Genomic DNA, 15,847 nt, shown 5'->3' with positions numbered 1-15,847 from the left:
AACGCGAAAGGTGAGCGCCGGGTGCACGCGGGTCCCGGGTGCGAGGCCGCACCACTGCGTTCCCGTCACCAGCGGCTCCGGAGCGCCCGCCGCATCCAGCGCGTACAGGCCGGAGTTGCCGCATGACGGGCTGAAGGAATCGTACGCGTGCGCCCACCGTTCCTGGTGCGCGAACAGCAGCCGCCCTCGCGCGTCCCAGCCCAGGAGGTCGGCCCGGGGCGCAAAGGCCGGCCAGATTTCCTGCGCCATGTCCTTTGCCCAGACGGCGGCGAAGAGGGCCAGAAAGAGCGCGACGAAAACGCCCGGCACCAGGGCCAGAAGCCGCCAGAGCCGGGCGCGTTTCACGGGTCAGTCCGCGGCCATGCGTTCCGGCTCGCGGGCGGCCTCGTCTCGCTCGCGCAGCGCGCGCCACACCAGCGGGGGCGAGAACGGAAGGCGGTCCATGCGCACTCCCACCGCGTCGTAGATGGCGTTGGCGATGGCGGGAATGGACGGGTGCAGCGGCCCCTCGCCCGCCTCCTTGGCGCCGTACGGGCCCTCCGGATCAATGGACTCCACGATGAGCGCCTGCAGCTCCGGCGTGTCCACCGACGTCGGGATCCGGTAGTCCAGCAGCGACGGCGCGTTGTGCAGGCCGGCGCGCCCGTGGTCGGCGTCCTTGTAGATGTTCTGCTCCATCAGCGCCTCGGCGAAGCCCATGTACGCCGAGCCCTCGATCTGCCCCTCCACGATGGTGGGGTTGATGGCGCGCCCGCAGTCGTGCGCCACCCAGATCCGCTTCACCTCCACGAACCCCGTCTCGTCATCCACCTCCACCTCGGCGACGTGGGCCGTGAACGAGTACGCGGGCGACGCGCCGATGGTGCCGCCTCGATACTCGCCGTGCACGTCGTTGGGCGTGTTGTACGAGCCCACGGAACCCAGCGTGCCGTGCCGGGCCTCGGCCAGGTTGAACGCCTTGACGATGGACATGTTGCGGCCGGTGTCCATGGCGTCCATCGCCTGTCCGCCGGCCAGCAGCACGCGCTTGGGCGGAATGTCCCACTCCGCGCCCACGGCCTCCTGCACCAGTGCCTTGAGCTTGCGCGCCGCGTCCACGCAGGCGTTGCCCAGCATGAAGGTGACGCGCGACGAGTAGCTCCCCAGGTCCACCGGGGTAAAGTCCGTGTCCGAAGGCAGCACGCGCACATAGTCCAGCGGCACGCCCAGCTCTTCGCACACGATGTAGGCCACCAGCGAGGTGGATCCCTGCCCGATGTCGGATGCGCCGCTGAACACGGCCACGCGGCCGCTGCGGTCCACCTGGATCTGCACCGCGGACTGCGGCATCCGGTTGGGGTAGATGGGGTAGTTGGTCCCGCTGATGTAGCACGAGCCGGCCACGCCCAGCCCGCGGCCGTACCCCATCTTTCCCCGCCGTTCCCGCCACCCGCTGGCGTGTTCCACCGCGTCCAGGCACTCCATGAAGCCGTTGGACGTCACGCGAAGCTCGTTCACCGTGCGGCGAAAGCTGCCCATGAAGTTGCGGCGCCGCAGCTCGATGGGGTCAATGCCCAGCTGTACGGCCAGCTTGTCGAGCGTGACCTCGAACGCGAAGCGCGGCTGCACGCTGCCGTGCCCGCGCTTGGGCCCGCACGCCGGCTTGTTGGTGAACACCCGCGTGCTGTTGAAGCGGTACGCCGGGATCTCGTACGGCGCGGCGAGCAGCTGGCCGCTGTAGTACGTGGTCACCAGGCCGAACGACGAGTACGCGCCGCCGTCCAGCAGCGTGCGGGCGTCCACCGCCTTGAGCTTGCCGTCGGCCGTGGCGCCCACGCGGTACTTCATGTGGAACGGATGGCGGCCGCGGTGGGCGTAGAACACCTCTTCGCGGGTGTAGAGGATTTTGACCGGGCGGCCGGTCTTGATGGCCAGCTTGGCGACGCAGAACTCCAGGTCGAACGGCTCGCTTTTGCCCCCGAATCCGCCACCCACGTGCGGCTGGATGACCCGCACCCGCGCCGGATCGATCTCCAGCACCTTGGCCAGTTCGCGGTGCAGGTAGTGCGGCACCTGGGTGGATGACCACACGGTCAGCCGGCCGGCGCCCGCGCCGCCCTCGTCCCACTGGCCGATGGCGCAGTGCGGCTCGATGGGGGTGTGCGTGGTGCCCTCGAAATAGTACTCGCCCTCGATCACCACGTCGCTCTCGGCCAGCCCCGGCTCTACGTCGCCGAACTCCAGCTTGACGATCTTGCTGATGTTTCCGTTGTGGCCTTCCTTCTTGGCCTCGTGAATCTGCACGTCGGTGCGGCGAGCGGCCTCGTGCGGGTCCAGCATCGCTTCCAGCACCTCGTACTCCACGCGGATCAGCTCGGTGGCGCGCAGGGCTGTGTCCTCATCCACCGCGGCCACGGCGGCCACGGCGTCGCCGATGTAGCGCACCTTGTTCGTCGCCAGCGCGTTCTCGTCCGGGGTCCAGACAATGATGCCGAAGGGGATGGGCATCTCGTCTCCCGTCACCACCGCGAACACGCCGGGCAGGGAGAGCGCCTCGCGGGTGTCGATGGAAACGATGCGGGCGTGCGGATGCGGGGAGCGCAGGATCTTTCCGTGCAGCATCCCCGGCAGCGTCAGGTCGTCCGTGTAGCGCGCGCGGCCAGTGGATTTCTCCAGCCCGTCCGTCTTGCGCTGCCGCTGCCCGATGACGTTGTACGGGCCCGCCCGCTCTTCGCGGCTGCCGTGCATGGGAATGGGCTCGCCGGCGTGCGATTCCGCGTGGTCAACCACGGGGGTGCCGCGCTCGGCGACTTCCGGCTGGTCCGCGGGAACGCCGCCGCGGGCGCTCTCGAACTCCTGCTTTTCCGCGCTCACGCCGCTACCTCCTCGCCGCGAAGGGTGCGCGCCGCCATCTCCACCGCGTCCAGGATCTTGGTGTATCCCGTGCAGCGGCAAAGGTTTCCGCTCAGCGCGTCCTTGATCTCGTCGCGCGAGGGCGCCGCGTTCTCCTCCAGCAGCGCGGCAGCGCTCATCAAAATCCCAGGGGTGCAGAAGCCGCACTGCGCCGCGCCGCATACGTCGAACGCGTCCTGCAGCGGGTGCGCAACGCCCGGCGCGGTGCGCATGCCCGCAAGTCCTTCCACCGTCCGCACCTGTTTGTCCACGGCCTCGTACACGGGGGTGATGCACGACAGGGTCGGGATGCCGTCCAGCCACACCGTGCAGGCGCCGCAGTCGCCCTTGTCGCACCCCTGCTTGCTGCCGGTGAGCCCCACGGCGTAGCGCAGCGACTCCAGCAGGGTCCAGTGCGTGGGCACGGCCACCTGGTGGGTATCGCCGTTGACGTGAAGGGTGACGAGGTCCTTCATGGGCGGGAATCGACGTGAGGGATTGATGACGATCACGGGCGCGCAAACCCCTGCATTGGCGCGGGGTTGCCAGCCCGGAACCTACCCGCGCGGCCGGGGGGTGTCAACCGGAATCACCCTTTTTCCGAACGCCCGTTCGACGAAGACCCAGCCTTTAATCGGTCCGCTGCACGGCGCGACCGTTCGTCTCGCCCGGGCATCAGCGCGCCTCGCCGCCGCACTCCTGTGCTCGTCGGCAGGTCTCGGCGACCGGACAGGCCGTCAACGGACGCGCGGCAGGTGGAGCGTGGGCCTGCTTCGGCCCTGGAAGCGCAGATATGCCCCTCCCGAAAAATGCGGAAAACTCAGCGCGGGCGCCGGCCAGCGGCACCGTCCCGACGGCTCCTCGCTGGACGCGCGCCTCCGCCCCGTGCCGCGCGCCATCATCCACGCTCCCATTCAAAAAGCCCCGACGGCGCATGCCATCGAGGCTCTTTCTTTCTCACGCATCGACGTAAACCGCCGCTCGCACCCAACCCACGGCCCAGTCCGCGCAGGCGGACTTTGTGTCTTTCGAGGCGCGGTTTCAACCGCCGGGCCACCGCCCGCCACCCGCACCGATCCGTGAGCCCCCCGTCGAACTGCCGTTCCTATTCCCTATTCCCTATTCCCTATTCCCTGCAGTTCCTAGCCGTTCCCCATCACCCGCGCCGGCGCATCATGCTCCACGTACTTCACCGCGGGGTGCCGGCGCACCGCTTCCAATGCCTCGGCCGTCAACTCCGCCGCGAAGCCCTGCAGTGCGTTCCGAAAGACGTGTTTCGGAGCGAAGCCGTGTTCCGCGGCGAGCGCATCCACCACGGGGTCGGGCGCGGTGCCATCCACAAAGACCACGATGTAGCTGGGCGTATCGGGATCCGGAACTCCGTGCAGCGGCGCGGGCGCCCTCACGCGTACACGCCCAGCGCGGCGGTTTCGGGAACGGGCATGGCGCGCTCGCGGCTGCGAAGCGCTTCCTCCGCCGCCTCGTCGATCTCCTTGCTGACGCGCGCCTCGATCTCCTCCAGCACGCCCGCGCCGATCCCCTGCTCCACCAGCCACGCCTCGTACAGCCCCACGGGATCGCGGCGGCCCCACGAGGCGAACAGCTCCGTATCGAAGATGGCGCGCGCCTCACGCTCGTCGTGCGTGGCGTGGCCGCCCATGCGGAACGTTTCGGCGATGAGCAGCGACGCGCCTTCTCCCGCGCGGGCACGGTCGGCGGCCAGGCGCGCGGCGGCGTACGCGTCCAGCACGTGGTTGCCGTCAAACACGCCCCCGCCCAAGCCGTACATCGCCGGCCAGTCCGCGAACGAGCCCGCCGCGTGCTGCGACAGCCGCGTTCCCAGCGCCACCTGGTTGTTCTGGATGATGAAGATCACCGGAAGCCGGTGCACGCCCGCGAAGTTGACGCCCTCGTGAAACGCCGCCGTCTTGGTGGACCCGTCGCCGATCCACGTCATCCCCACCCGGTCCTGCCCGCGCTGCTTGAACGAGAGCGCGATTCCCGCGATGACGGGCACCACGTCGCCCACGTGGCTGATGGGGGGCAGCACCCCGGTCGACAGTTCGCCCACGTGCAGGTCGCGGCCGCCCGACGGCGAATCCGCCGTGCCCAGGTAGGTGCGCAGGATGTCGGTGACCGGCATCCCCATTTCGTGGCACGCGCCGGAGTTGCGGATCATGGGCGCCACCACGTCGTGGTCCGGCCCGGAGCGGCGGAGCGCGTGCACGGGGCCGATGGTAGCTGCCTCCTCGCCCACGCCCAGCCACGCCTTGCTGATCACGCCGTTCTTGACCCAGCGCTTGAGCGCCACGTCGTGCAGGCGGTTGCGCAGCAGGCCGGCGTACAGGTCCAGCAGCTGGTCCTGCGAAAGCGCGCGGATCACCGCCTCGCGCTCCGGATCGGCGGCGATGCGCTCGCGGTAGCGCTGCACCTCGGCCGGGTCGGCGGTCCAGTTGTGGTACTCCGGCGGATCGTACGTGGCGAAGCGCTTCATGACGGACTTCGGTGTGCGGGGTGAGGGGCCGTCAGCTTACCGCGGCTCGCCACACCCGGCAAGCCCGCCGTCCGTCCTCAACCGGGTCGGTAGATGACGAGCGCCCCGCGCCGGCGAGTGCGGCGCGGGGCGCGGTCCATCATGCGCGATGACGGTCAGGCCACGGCGGGCTCGGCCTGCTGCGAGGCGGTATGCGCTTCGGCGTTCGTGTCGTGAATGGAGCGCACCACGTGGGTGGCCATCACGTCCAGCTGCGAGCGCGAGGGCACTTCCGCGTTGGGGTCGGGCAGCTGCAGGGGGAAGGGCACGTCCTTGGGCACCGGGATCAGGTGCACGTGAAAGTGGAACACGTCCTGGCCGCCGTCCGCGCCGTTGGGCGAAAAGATGTTGACCGCGCGGCACCCTGTTGCGCGGCGCAGCCCCGGAAGAATGCGCTTGGCCACAGCAAAGGTGCGGGCCGCCAGCTCTTCTGGGACGTAGAACAGGTTCTTGTAGTGCTGCTTGGGAACGACGAGGACGTGGCCCGGGTGCAGCGGCTGAACATCGAGAAAGGCGATGATCTCGTCGTCTTCGTGAATGATGCTCACCATTTCGTCTCCGCCGATGATGCGGCAGAACACGCAGGTGGGGTTCTCGTTGGGGTCCACTCCGGCCTCCGGCGGTGCTCGTGTGTCTGTGTTCACGCGGCCCGTCACGCCGCGATTTTCGCTCCGCGGGGTGCAAGAGGCAGGCCCATCAGCCGTCCCCTCTCCGATGCCGATGTGACCCGGCGCGCCCTGCTTCGAAGGATCCCCGTCCGTACCCCGCGCGGGACCCACCTATTCCCTATTCCCTATTCCCTGCAGCAGTCCCCGCCAGCGCCCCCGCGCTCCCCGCCCGGCCGGCGGGGTGCCGCGCCGCGATGCGCTCCGCGACCACCGTCGCCATCGCCATAATGGTTTCCTGCGGGTTCACCCCGGGCGCGGTGGGCATCAGCGAGCCGTCCGCCACGTACACGCCGCGCACGCCGTGCCGCTCCCCGTCCGGCGTGCATCCGCTGCGCGACGGATCGGTCCCGATGCGGCACGTGCCGTTCACGTGCGCGGACAGAATGCCGAGCTGGTTCGGGCCGGAGGGCCGGCGCGCCATGGCCGGGATGTCGGCCGGGGAGCGCAGGCCGTCCGCCCCCGCGTGCAGCGTGTACACCTCCTGCGCGCCCGCGGCAAACTGAATGCGCGCAACGGCTTCCATCCCCCGCAGCAGCCGTTCGCGGTCCGTTCTGCTCACGCGGTAGTGGATGCGGACGCGTCCCGACCGGTCTACCTGCACCGATCCGCTGCTCCGGTCGCGCTCCGCCCCGTCGCGGATCAGCACGATCATCGTCGCCGTGTTCGGCAGTTCGCGCATCAGTTCGCGGTGCCGCGCGCCAAAGCCGGGCATGGCCACGGACGCCAGCGCGGGATACAGCGGCGGCGTCTCGATCCAGAACCCGTATCCGTCACTGCCGCGCAGAAACTCGTCGCACACGCTGGAGAGCGGAATGCCCCCCGCACCGTACATCTCCCGCCCGTACCGGCCCGCCACCGCCGTCGTGGGATGCAGCCGCAGGAACCGGCCGACCCCGCCGCCGCCCATCCCCGAGCGCTGCAGCAGCGCCGGCGTGCCCACCGCGCCCGCGGCCAGCACCACGACCGGCGCCTCCACGGTGATCGTTCCCCGCGGCACCCCCGTCGCGCGGTCCAGCACGGTGCCGTGCACGCGCCGCGGGCCAGTGGCGGGCGCATCCACGCGCGTGACGCGCACGTCCGCGAACAGGCGGGCGCCGCGCGCCAGGGCGGCGGGAAGGTACACGTCCGCCGCGGCGCGCCGGGCGCCGTAGCGGCAGCCCAGGCCGCAGAAGCCGGAGCGCACGCAGCCGTGGGCGTTGATGCGCATGGCACCGGCCCGCCAGCCCAGGGCGCGCGCCCCGTCCAGCAGCGCGCGGTTGGGCGGATTGTGCGCGTCGTCCGGCACCTCGCGGGTGCTCGTCTCGTCCTCGATGCGCGCAAAGACGGCCGCCATCTCCGCCGCGCCCATCCCCACGGCGCCGTGCTCCGCCGCCCACTCGTCCAGCACCCAGTCCGGGGTGCGGAGCATGGCCAGCCAGTTCACCGTCGTTCCGCCGCCCACAGCGCGGCCCTGCAGCATGGGGACGGACAGATCCTCCGTGGCCCGGCCGCCGGCTTCGGCGTACAGGCGGGTGGCCATCTCCGCCTCGTTTTCCGTGAAGTGCTCCGGGCGCCAGTAGCCGCCCTCCTCCAGCACCACCACGTCGTGCCCCGCCTGCGCCAGCCGCGCCGCCGTGACCGCCCCGCCCGCTCCGCTGCCGATGATGCAGACGTCCGCGCGCACCCGGGTGTCGCCGCGCAACCGGTGCCCGCCAATGATGCCGCTGACCTCCGGGTCCGTCAGCAAATCCAGCTGCGGGCGAATGCTGATGACGCGCGCGCCCCCCGCCGGCCCGCCGTCCCGCCGCGCGACGGGATCGGAGGGCGAGGATGCGCCGGGGAGCGGGCCCTCCCACGCCACGGCCGGGGCGCGCGTGTGCAGCGGGCCGCGGTAGCCGATCTCCGCGTAGGTGGACGGGTCGGCGTAGTGGCTGGAAAGGATGATGCGCCGCAGCGCCTGGAACGCCGTACGCAACGGGGGAAGCGGGCTGCACTCCCACCGCCGCAGCCACGCGTCCTGGCGGATGGACGACAGAGACGCGAATCCGGACGGACGCCCGGCACTCGCCATTCCCGCCAGCGGCGAGTCCATCCACCCGATCAGCGATGCCAAGCGGCCCGACAGCACTGGGTCCAGCGATCCGATTCGCACCTCCACCGTGCGCGCGAGGCGCGCGGCGGCGGGATCCGGTTCGTCGGGCAGGGGAACCATGCGCCTGCACAGTGCCACGAGCGTGGCCTGCTGGCGTGGAGCGAGCATCATGGGGGAACAGCCGCGGGAAGGGCGCGTGCAAGGAGGGACGCGTGAATGGTGCGGCCCGGGCGGGCCTTTGTCAACGCGCCCCGCCGCGGCGCGGGAGGGTGGGTGGATGCCGTCAAATCCCCGCGCGGCAACGGGTTGGGTGGGTCCGCAAAGGCCCGCATCTTGCACCCCGGCGCGCTCCCCCGCCGCCGCGGCGGGACGCGGCGAAAGACCCGAACAGGAGGGTGGGATGAACTACGGACGGGATTACGGGAACCGCAACTTCGTGGAGCGCGCGGCCAACACGGTGCGCGGCTGGTTCGGCGGCGAGCACGAGCACTACGACCGCGAGTTCCGGGGCGGCATGTACGGCGGCGACCGGCAGCGCGGCGGCTGGAGCGGCGGCGAAGGCTACCGCGAGATGGGCGGCATGGCGGGCGGCTATCCGCGCGGCGGGCGCTCCGACTTTGACAGCTACCGCGCGGGCGGGTACCGCCCCAACCACGGCTCCTGGGACGTGGAATGGGACCGCAGTGAGCCGCGAGGTGGCGGCTACGGTGCGCAGCGGGGCGGCGCCATGTACGGCGGGGGGATGAACCGCGGCATGGGAGGCGCCCCGCGCGGCGGATACACGGATCACGACAACTACGCGAGCCGTGACTTCCTGACCAACCAGGGCTACTACGACGCCCATGGCGGGTACCGTGGGGAGATGGAGGAGCCCGGGATGCGCGGCGGGCGCGGGTACGGCGGCGGATACACGGGCGCGTTCGCGGGCCCGGACCGCGGCGAGACGTACCGTGGCCGGGTGCAGCGCGCGGACTACGGCCGCGAGTACCGCGGCGGCGCGCAGCAGCAGCCCGGGTACGGGCTCAACCAGGGCGGCGCGGGTGATGCCGGCGGCGGGCTGATGGGCAACTATGGGCCGTACAGCTCGTACGGCATCGAGCGCTTCCGCAGCAACAACAGCGGCGGCGTGCAGCCCGGCCAGTACTACACCGGCTACGGGGTGGGCACCGGCTACCGCTGAGCCGCTCTACCCGTGACGGAAACGGCGGGTCCCCGGCATGGGGGCCCGCGGTTGTGATTCGTGGAGCGCCGGCCAGATCTGGGAAGCCGGCCGACACGCAGATGATGTCAGGCACGCGGTGGCATCGTGCGAGAGGCGGGGTCCGCCGCGTCCGCGAGGGGACGAGTTCCACGCGCCCGCCTGTCCAGAGCGAATGAATTCGCCGCTGGATGAGCACGAAGTCCGCCTGCGCGGACTGCGGCGGCGGCATCGGCGCGGGAACACACAAGCCCCAGCGCGACAACAGCTTGTCATCCTAGGAGGCGCCGGACGGGGTCGCGGTCGCGCCGAACCCTGGCGCCGACGAAGGATCTACTTTCCGCCCGTTCCAACGTCGCAACCCGCGCGAGAACTGCGCGGCGATGTGTACGCAGTTGAAGCCCCGATCGTGGACGCGCCAGCGGCCGCGAGTCGGGGCTTACCGCTGTTCGAGCGGCGGATTCATCCGCTCAGGAGAGGTCTGCGAGGAAGACAGTCGCTGCTCGCACCGGAACCGCCGCCACGCGCCGGTGAAGTCCCCCCGTCTGTTTGGGGGGACTTTCCGTCGTTGTTGCGGCGAATTCATTCGCTCCGAATGTGGGCCCCTCCCCGAGGGCGGCGGTCGGCGCCGAAATACGCCCTCGCGCCGTGCCTAGCCTCACGGCATCGTGAGGCTTTCAGCTGTTGTTGCGGCGACTTCAGTCGCTCCGCCAGCCGGCTCCGGGGCAAGCCTCCGTCCCGTTCATCAGCCCTCCTGTTCCTCAGCCCCGCCCTGCCCCTCATCCGTCAGCCCCCGCGCGATGGCGGCGACGGCCTCCGCCTCCGCGGCGGCGCCCAGGCCGGCGAAGTTGGCGACGGACTCGTCCAGCGCACGCCGCGCATCCGTCCACCGTCCCAGGTCGCGCAGCAGCAGCCCGCGGTCGCGCTGCACCTCCGCCACCAGCAGCGGATACCCGCCCGCACCCGGCACCTCCAGCGCCGCATCCAGCCGCCGCAGCGCCTCCGCGTCGTTCCCCGCGGCGCGGGCGGCGGCCGCCAGCACCCGCAGCGCGTCGCCCCGCCCGCGCGGATCGCCGATGCGCTCAAACCGCCGCAGCGCGCGCGTGGCCATTGCCTCCGCGAGCGCGCCGTCGCCGGAGCGTGCACGGAGCAGCGCACGCTCCGTTTCCGCCAGCGCAATCACCGTTTCCGCATCCGTCGCCGACGCGACGCCGGCCGCGTCCTCCGCCGCCGTCCCGGCGAGCTGAATGGCGCGGAGGTAGTGGGCGTCCGCGTCATCCATCAACCCCAGGTCCCGAAAGGTGATCCCCAGGTTGTGGTGCGTCTGCGCCAGCCCCAGCACGTTGCCCAGCGCCTGGTACGACGCGACCGCCCGCTGGTAGTTGGCCAGCGCCTGGTCGCGCCGGCCGCGCACGTTGCACAGGATGCCCAGGTTGTTGCTGGCCCGGGCGGCAAAGGGCGGGTCACGCCACTCCGCCGCGTACGCAAGCAGTTCCTGAAAGCGGGCCTCCGCCTCGTCCAGGCGCCCCGCCTCGAACAGCGCGTTCCCCAGCAGGTTCACCGCTTCCGCCGCCAGCCTCCGGTCGCCCCGCCGCCGCGCGCCCGCCTCGGCCACGGACCCCGCGTCGAGCGCGCGCGCCGTTTCCCCCGTCTGCCGCAGCGCGGCGGCGTAGGCGTACGCCACCTCCGGCTCCGCGGCCAGCGCCTCGCCGGAGAGCGCGGCGCCCCGGAGCGCCAGGACGCGCCACTCCCCCGCGGCGCGCAGCGAGCGCGCCTCGTCCAGAGTCAGCGGAGCGGGGGCGAGGGGTGTCACGAAAGGATGCGGCTCAGCGCGCCTGGCGGGTGCCGCCGGCCAGCGCGTAGCCGGTGAACCCGGTGATCTCGCCGCGCACCTCTTCCAGGTCCTTGACGCGCAGGTCGCCAATGCGCGTCCAGTCCTGCCCGGGCGCTTCCTGCCGCCAGAAGCCGAAGTCGAAGTCATCGTCCCGCGCATCCACCCGGCCGTCGGCGTTGAAGTCCGGGTTGGCAAAGGCGTACGACACGCGCAGCTCCGCCGGCTCGTTCTCGAACCGCATGCCCGAGGGCTCGAACCGGAAGTCGAAGCGCGACGGATCGGGAAAGTCCAGCGTGATGCGGATGGACTCGCCATCGCGCAGCGCCGTGCCGTCCGGCCGCCGCATGCGCGTGTTGCCACTGACGCGAAAGCGCAGCAGGTCTTCCCCCGAGCTCTGCCCGGGAAGTGGCTGGTAGCGAAGCCGCACCTCGCTGTTCTGCCCCTGCACGGCCACGAGTTCGGCGTGCACCGCGGCCACCTGTGGCGCATTGGGGGAGGCGCGCAGAAAAATCAGCTCTTCCGTGGGCACACCGCCGCCGCCGGAGGGCGAGCGCTCGCAGGCGGCCAGCAGGGCCAGGGCGGCGAGAACGACGCGGGAACGCGGATACGTCTTCATGATCAGATGGACTGCGGGTACAAAAGGGTCCGTCGGCGGAGATGACGGGGGCAAGCCGCACACCGTACGTTTCCCCGCGCGGATGCTGGAGAAGCGGATCCGAGGCTGTGCGGCGCCGCGACGGGGTGTCTCATTCCGATACACCTTCCGCTTCGCCGTCCAGCAGCCGGTACAGCCGCGACCGGCTGATGCCCAGCGCGTCCGCGGCGGCGCTCTTGTTCCCCTCCACGCGCGCCAGCATGGCCTCCGCCGCGGCACGCTCAATCACGTCCAGCGTCGCGGGAAAGGGCAGTTCGCCGCCACCGCGCGTGCCGCCGGTGGCGGATCCGGGGTCGCCGCCATGGAACAGGTCCTCCGGCCGCAGCGGCCCGTCCGCCAGCAGCAGCGCGCGCTCCAGCCCGTTGCGCAGCTCGCGCACGTTCCCCGGCCAGGGGTGCGCCATGAGCGCGCGGCGCAGCGTGGGGGAAAGCGCCGGCGCGGGCATGCCGTACTGCGCGGCGAGCGTCCGCAGGAAGTGCTCGGCCAGCAGGATCACGTCGTCGCCCCGGTCCCGCAGGGGCGGGAGGTGGATGGGGATCACGCTGAGGCGGTAGAAGAGGTCTTCGCGAAAGTCGCCGCGCCGGACCGCCGCGGCGAGGTCCACGTGCGTGGCGGCGATGATGCGCACGTCCACCTCGCGGCCGCGCACGGCGCCCACGCGGCGCACCTGCTTCTCCTCCAGCGCCTTGAGAATCTTGCCCTGCAGCACCAGGGGAAGGTCGCCGATCTCGTCCAGAAAGAGCGTCCCGCGGTCCGCCGCCTCGAACAGTCCCGGCTTGGCGGTGCGTGCGTCGGTGAACGCGCCCTTCTCGTGGCCGAACAGCTCGCTTTCCAGCAGGGTGGGAGGGATGGCGTTGCAGTTCAGCTCCACGAACGGCCCGGACGCGCGCGGGCCGTTGCGGTGGATGGCCTGCGCGATCAGCTCCTTGCCCGTCCCCGTTTCCCCCGTCACCAGCACGGTCGCCTGCCCGCGCGGGATGATGCGCGCCGCCCGGTCCAGCGCCGCGCGCAGGGACGGGCTGCGCCCGATGATGCGGCTGAAGTCGAATGCGCGCCGCTCCGCCGCTTCCAGCCGCCCTGCGGCCTCCCGCTCGTCCCGGCGCGCGGCGCGGTCGCGGATCTCCGCCCGCAGCGCGTCCACGTCGCCCGGGAGCGCGAAGTAGTCCGCCGCCCCCGCCCGCACCAGCGCCGCGGCCAGCCGGTGGTCCGCGCGCGCACCGACGACCAGGGGCGCGGGGGCGCCCGCGGCGGCCAGCTCGCGCAGGGCGCCCTCCGCCTCCTCCTCCACTCCCGCTACCGCAAGGACGAGCGCCAGCAGCTCCCCGGGCGCGCCCGTCTCCCCCGCGCCGGCCACCACGCGCGGCTGGGCACGGGCGAGCGCAGCCAGTTCCGGCCACAGGGCGGAGAAGGAGTCGCTGCGGGCGAGGACGGCGAGAGTGCTCACGAAGGCGGGAACGGGGGAGGCCGGCGAATCGGGATCGTCCCGCGGTGGGCCGGAGTGTATCGAATCGATACAGGATAACGGTGGAGAGCGCCGCCGCGCCAGTGCCCGCCGGATGCGCGGAAAGCAAGGCGCCGCGCGGAGTTGCGGATGTCCGGGCACGCGCCGGCCACCGTGGCGCCCGCCCTGCCTTACCGGATGCCGAACGCCGCCACGACGGCAGGCGCTTTCCGCACACGGAGAACTGCACCATGAAGATCATTCCGCTCCTGGCCGCCGGCCTGCTCGCGCTGGGCGCCTGCGCCGACAACCCCGCCTCGTCTTCCGGCGAAGCGAAAAGCCTCGTGGCCGTCCGCTTCGGCGTGAACGGCGCGTCGTCGCTGCAGGGCGCCGCGCAGACCTCCGGCACCGACCGCCTGGTGCTCACGGGCGCCAACGGAACGCTGGCCATCGACGACCTGCGCCTGGTGGTGGCCCGCTTTCGCCTGAAGGGCGACGACGACCGCTCCACCTGCACCGGCGACGACTGCGACGACTTCAACGCCGGGCCCATGTTCATCGACCTGCCGCTGGGCCCCACCGCCACCCCCGTGGCTTCGGGCACGCTGCCGGCCGGCATCTACCGCCGCGTGGACTTTCGCGTGCGCGACCTGGACGACGACGAGGAGAACCCGGTGGAGCGCGCGGCCATCGACTCGCTGCGGGCACGCATCCTGAGCCAGTTCGCCGACTGGCCGCGACAGGCCAGCATGCTGGTGGTGGGCACCTTTACCCCCACCGGCGGCACGGCCGTCCCCTTCCGCGCCTATCTGCGCACCCGCTTTGACGTTCGGCTGGAGCTGTCGCCCTCGCTGGTGGTGGACGGAACCGCGTCGCGCGGGGTGGACGTGCTGGTGGACCCCGCCCGCCTGTTCCGCAGCGGGGCCAACGTCCTGAACCTTTCGCAGGCTTCCGGACTTCGCGTTGCCGAGGACCAGGCCGACGACAGCTTCAGCGGGCGCGGCGGCCGCGGCTCAGACTGAACGCACCGCGTCGGATTCTGGATTGTATGCCCCGCCCGGCACTGCGCCGGGCGGGGCGTTTACTTTGCTCCGGCAAAGATCAGAAAACCGCGCCGATGCTGAAGAAACATCCACCGCCCCTGTTCACTTGGAACCTTGGGAGCGCGCCTTCCGCGCCAGCGGTGGATTTTGTTCACTCCGTCCACTGGCCGGCTGGATGTCGCTGCATTTACGTTTATTTCCAGCCGTACCGTGAGACAATCCATCGCGCGGAGATCCTCAATGAAGCAATTCCGCTCCAAACGTTCGCGACGTTCCTCCCGGCCGTGGGTCATTCCGCCCGGCCTTCTGGTGCTTCCCGAGCCGTTCGAAGGCTTTCAGGTCCTGGATGAAGTGCGCAGCGAACTGGGCGTGCTGCTCTGGCAGTCTCTCCGCGACGTGGACCTGTGGGCCGCCACCCCGCCGGACGCGCGCCGGGAGCTGTTCACCCCCAACGCGCTGGGCATCCGCCGCATCCGCATTGCCGCGGAACTGGCGGAAGATTCGCCCATCCGCCTGCTGCTGGAGGGGATCTCGGAGGTGCTGAGCCCCCAGCCCGGAGCGCGCGAGACGCAGCTGAGCGAGCTGTGCGAGGCCGTGTCGCGGTGGGCGGGGGAGATGGGGTACCACCGCACGGCGCTGGCCTTTGCGCAGCGCTCCGCGGTGGCGGCGCCGGAAATGGCGGGCCCCGCGTACCTGGTGGGGCTGGTGGCCCGCCGCGCGGCGGACTACCGGCGGTCGGAGACGTGGTTCCGGCGCGCGCTGGCGCTGGCCCGGCGCAACCAGGACTGGAAGTACTACGGGCTGGCGCACATGGGGCTGGCCAACCTGCACATGCAGCGCGGCGACGCGCCCTCCGCGCGGGCACGGCTGCTCCGCGCGCTGCGGGCGGCGCGGCGCTACGGCGTGTGGTCCGTGCGTCCGTTCGCCCTGCACGACCTGTTCTGCATCGCCGCGACGGCCACGGGCACCAACGGCGAGCAGGCGGAGGCGTACGCCCGGGCCGCGTACCGGTGCTACGGCCGCCGCCACCCGCGGCTGCCCGCGCTGGCGCACGACGTCGCGTGGTTCTGGATGCTGCGGCAGGAGTACGAGCGGGCGCTCCCCATTTTTCGCGCCGTGCTGCGGCACGTGCCGCGGCCCACGGAGCGCATGGTGGTGCTGAGCAACATCGCCCGCGCCTCCGCCGGCGCCGGGGACCTGCACGGCTTTGAGGCGGCGTGGAAGGAGGTGTGGCGCCTGCGCGAAACCCGCGCGGACGGCGAGCGGGTGGCAGAGGCGCTGGTGAACCTGGCCCACGGCGCCCTGGCCGCGGGCGACCTCACGCGGCTGGAAATGGCCGCCACCCACGCCATCCGCGCCGCCACCCTGCGCGACGAGGCGCAGCACCGGATGGCGGCGGAAGACCTGCTGGCCCGCGGCAAGGGGATGACGCCGCGCCGGCGGCGCGGACGGGGGCGCGGCGCCCGGCCCCGCCCGCCCCTTCCGCCGCTGCGGCCGGAGGCGAGCCCGGCGGACCGGCTGGCGTCCGCCCTG

The 15,847-nt window shown here is 71.7% G+C and carries 13 protein-coding genes; 3 read left to right on the top strand and 10 right to left on the bottom strand.

Features of this window, described 5'->3' with window-relative positions:
• The 7 genes from VF665_RS11575 to VF665_RS11545 form a co-directional block, all read right to left on the bottom strand.
• A partial coding sequence (locus VF665_RS11575) for a hypothetical protein (RefSeq protein WP_331053592.1) occupies window positions 1-345 on the bottom strand: 345 nt, incomplete at its 3' end.
• A 3-nt stretch (window positions 346-348) separates the two neighbouring features.
• Window positions 349-2,853, bottom strand: a complete 2,505-nt coding sequence (locus VF665_RS11570) for a xanthine dehydrogenase family protein molybdopterin-binding subunit (RefSeq protein WP_331053591.1) — start codon at window positions 2,851-2,853, stop codon at window positions 349-351.
• Complete coding sequence (locus VF665_RS11565; protein ID WP_331053590.1) at window positions 2,850-3,347, bottom strand: (2Fe-2S)-binding protein; 498 nt, start codon at window positions 3,345-3,347, stop codon at window positions 2,850-2,852. The genes VF665_RS11570 and VF665_RS11565 overlap by 4 nt, the downstream gene beginning before the upstream one ends.
• Window positions 3,348-4,013: 666 nt before the next feature.
• Window positions 4,014-4,277 (bottom strand): protease inhibitor I9 family protein, encoded by a 264-nt coding sequence (locus VF665_RS11560; RefSeq protein ID WP_331053589.1) that lies wholly within the window; start codon window positions 4,275-4,277, stop codon window positions 4,014-4,016.
• The gene (locus VF665_RS11555; RefSeq protein WP_331053588.1) at window positions 4,274-5,365 is read right to left on the bottom strand and encodes a thiamine pyrophosphate-dependent dehydrogenase E1 component subunit alpha; all 1,092 of its coding nucleotides are present in this window, start codon (window positions 5,363-5,365) and stop codon (window positions 4,274-4,276) included. The genes VF665_RS11560 and VF665_RS11555 overlap by 4 nt, the downstream gene beginning before the upstream one ends.
• Before the next feature lie 155 nt (window positions 5,366-5,520).
• The gene (locus VF665_RS11550; RefSeq protein WP_331053587.1) at window positions 5,521-6,012 is read right to left on the bottom strand and encodes an HIT family protein; all 492 of its coding nucleotides are present in this window, start codon (window positions 6,010-6,012) and stop codon (window positions 5,521-5,523) included.
• 178 nt (window positions 6,013-6,190) lie between these two features.
• The gene (locus VF665_RS11545; protein WP_331053586.1) at window positions 6,191-8,311 is read right to left on the bottom strand and encodes an FAD-dependent oxidoreductase; all 2,121 of its coding nucleotides are present in this window, start codon (window positions 8,309-8,311) and stop codon (window positions 6,191-6,193) included.
• Between the two features lie 232 nt (window positions 8,312-8,543).
• Here VF665_RS11545 and VF665_RS11540 point away from each other — a divergent pair, with 232 nt between their 5' ends.
• Window positions 8,544-9,323, top strand: coding sequence for a hypothetical protein (locus VF665_RS11540; protein ID WP_331053585.1), 780 nt, complete (start codon window positions 8,544-8,546; stop codon window positions 9,321-9,323).
• Between the two features lie 763 nt (window positions 9,324-10,086).
• Here the strand turns inward: VF665_RS11540 and VF665_RS11535 are convergent.
• The 3 genes from VF665_RS11535 to VF665_RS11525 form a co-directional block, all read right to left on the bottom strand.
• Window positions 10,087-11,154, bottom strand: a complete 1,068-nt coding sequence (locus tag VF665_RS11535) for a tetratricopeptide repeat protein (RefSeq protein ID WP_331053584.1) — start codon at window positions 11,152-11,154, stop codon at window positions 10,087-10,089.
• 13 nt (window positions 11,155-11,167) lie between these two features.
• Window positions 11,168-11,791, bottom strand: a complete 624-nt coding sequence (locus VF665_RS11530) for a hypothetical protein (RefSeq protein ID WP_331053583.1) — start codon at window positions 11,789-11,791, stop codon at window positions 11,168-11,170.
• A 130-nt stretch (window positions 11,792-11,921) separates the two neighbouring features.
• Window positions 11,922-13,274 (bottom strand): sigma-54 interaction domain-containing protein, encoded by a 1,353-nt coding sequence (locus VF665_RS11525; RefSeq protein ID WP_331053582.1) that lies wholly within the window; start codon window positions 13,272-13,274, stop codon window positions 11,922-11,924.
• 248 nt (window positions 13,275-13,522) lie between these two features.
• Here VF665_RS11525 and VF665_RS11520 point away from each other — a divergent pair, with 248 nt between their 5' ends.
• Both VF665_RS11520 and VF665_RS11515 read left to right on the top strand, forming a co-directional pair.
• Complete coding sequence (locus tag VF665_RS11520; protein WP_331053581.1) at window positions 13,523-14,293, top strand: hypothetical protein; 771 nt, start codon at window positions 13,523-13,525, stop codon at window positions 14,291-14,293.
• A 261-nt stretch (window positions 14,294-14,554) separates the two neighbouring features.
• Window positions 14,555-15,847, top strand: a 1,293-nt coding sequence (locus VF665_RS11515) for a hypothetical protein (protein WP_331053580.1), incomplete at its 3' end; no start/stop codon positions are given.

This window comes from Longimicrobium sp., from assembly GCF_036387355.1.
Lineage (GTDB): Bacteria > Gemmatimonadota > Gemmatimonadetes > Longimicrobiales > Longimicrobiaceae > Longimicrobium.
Note: the sequence above shows the minus strand (reverse complement) of the source record. Positions and strands in the feature narration are given on the sequence as shown.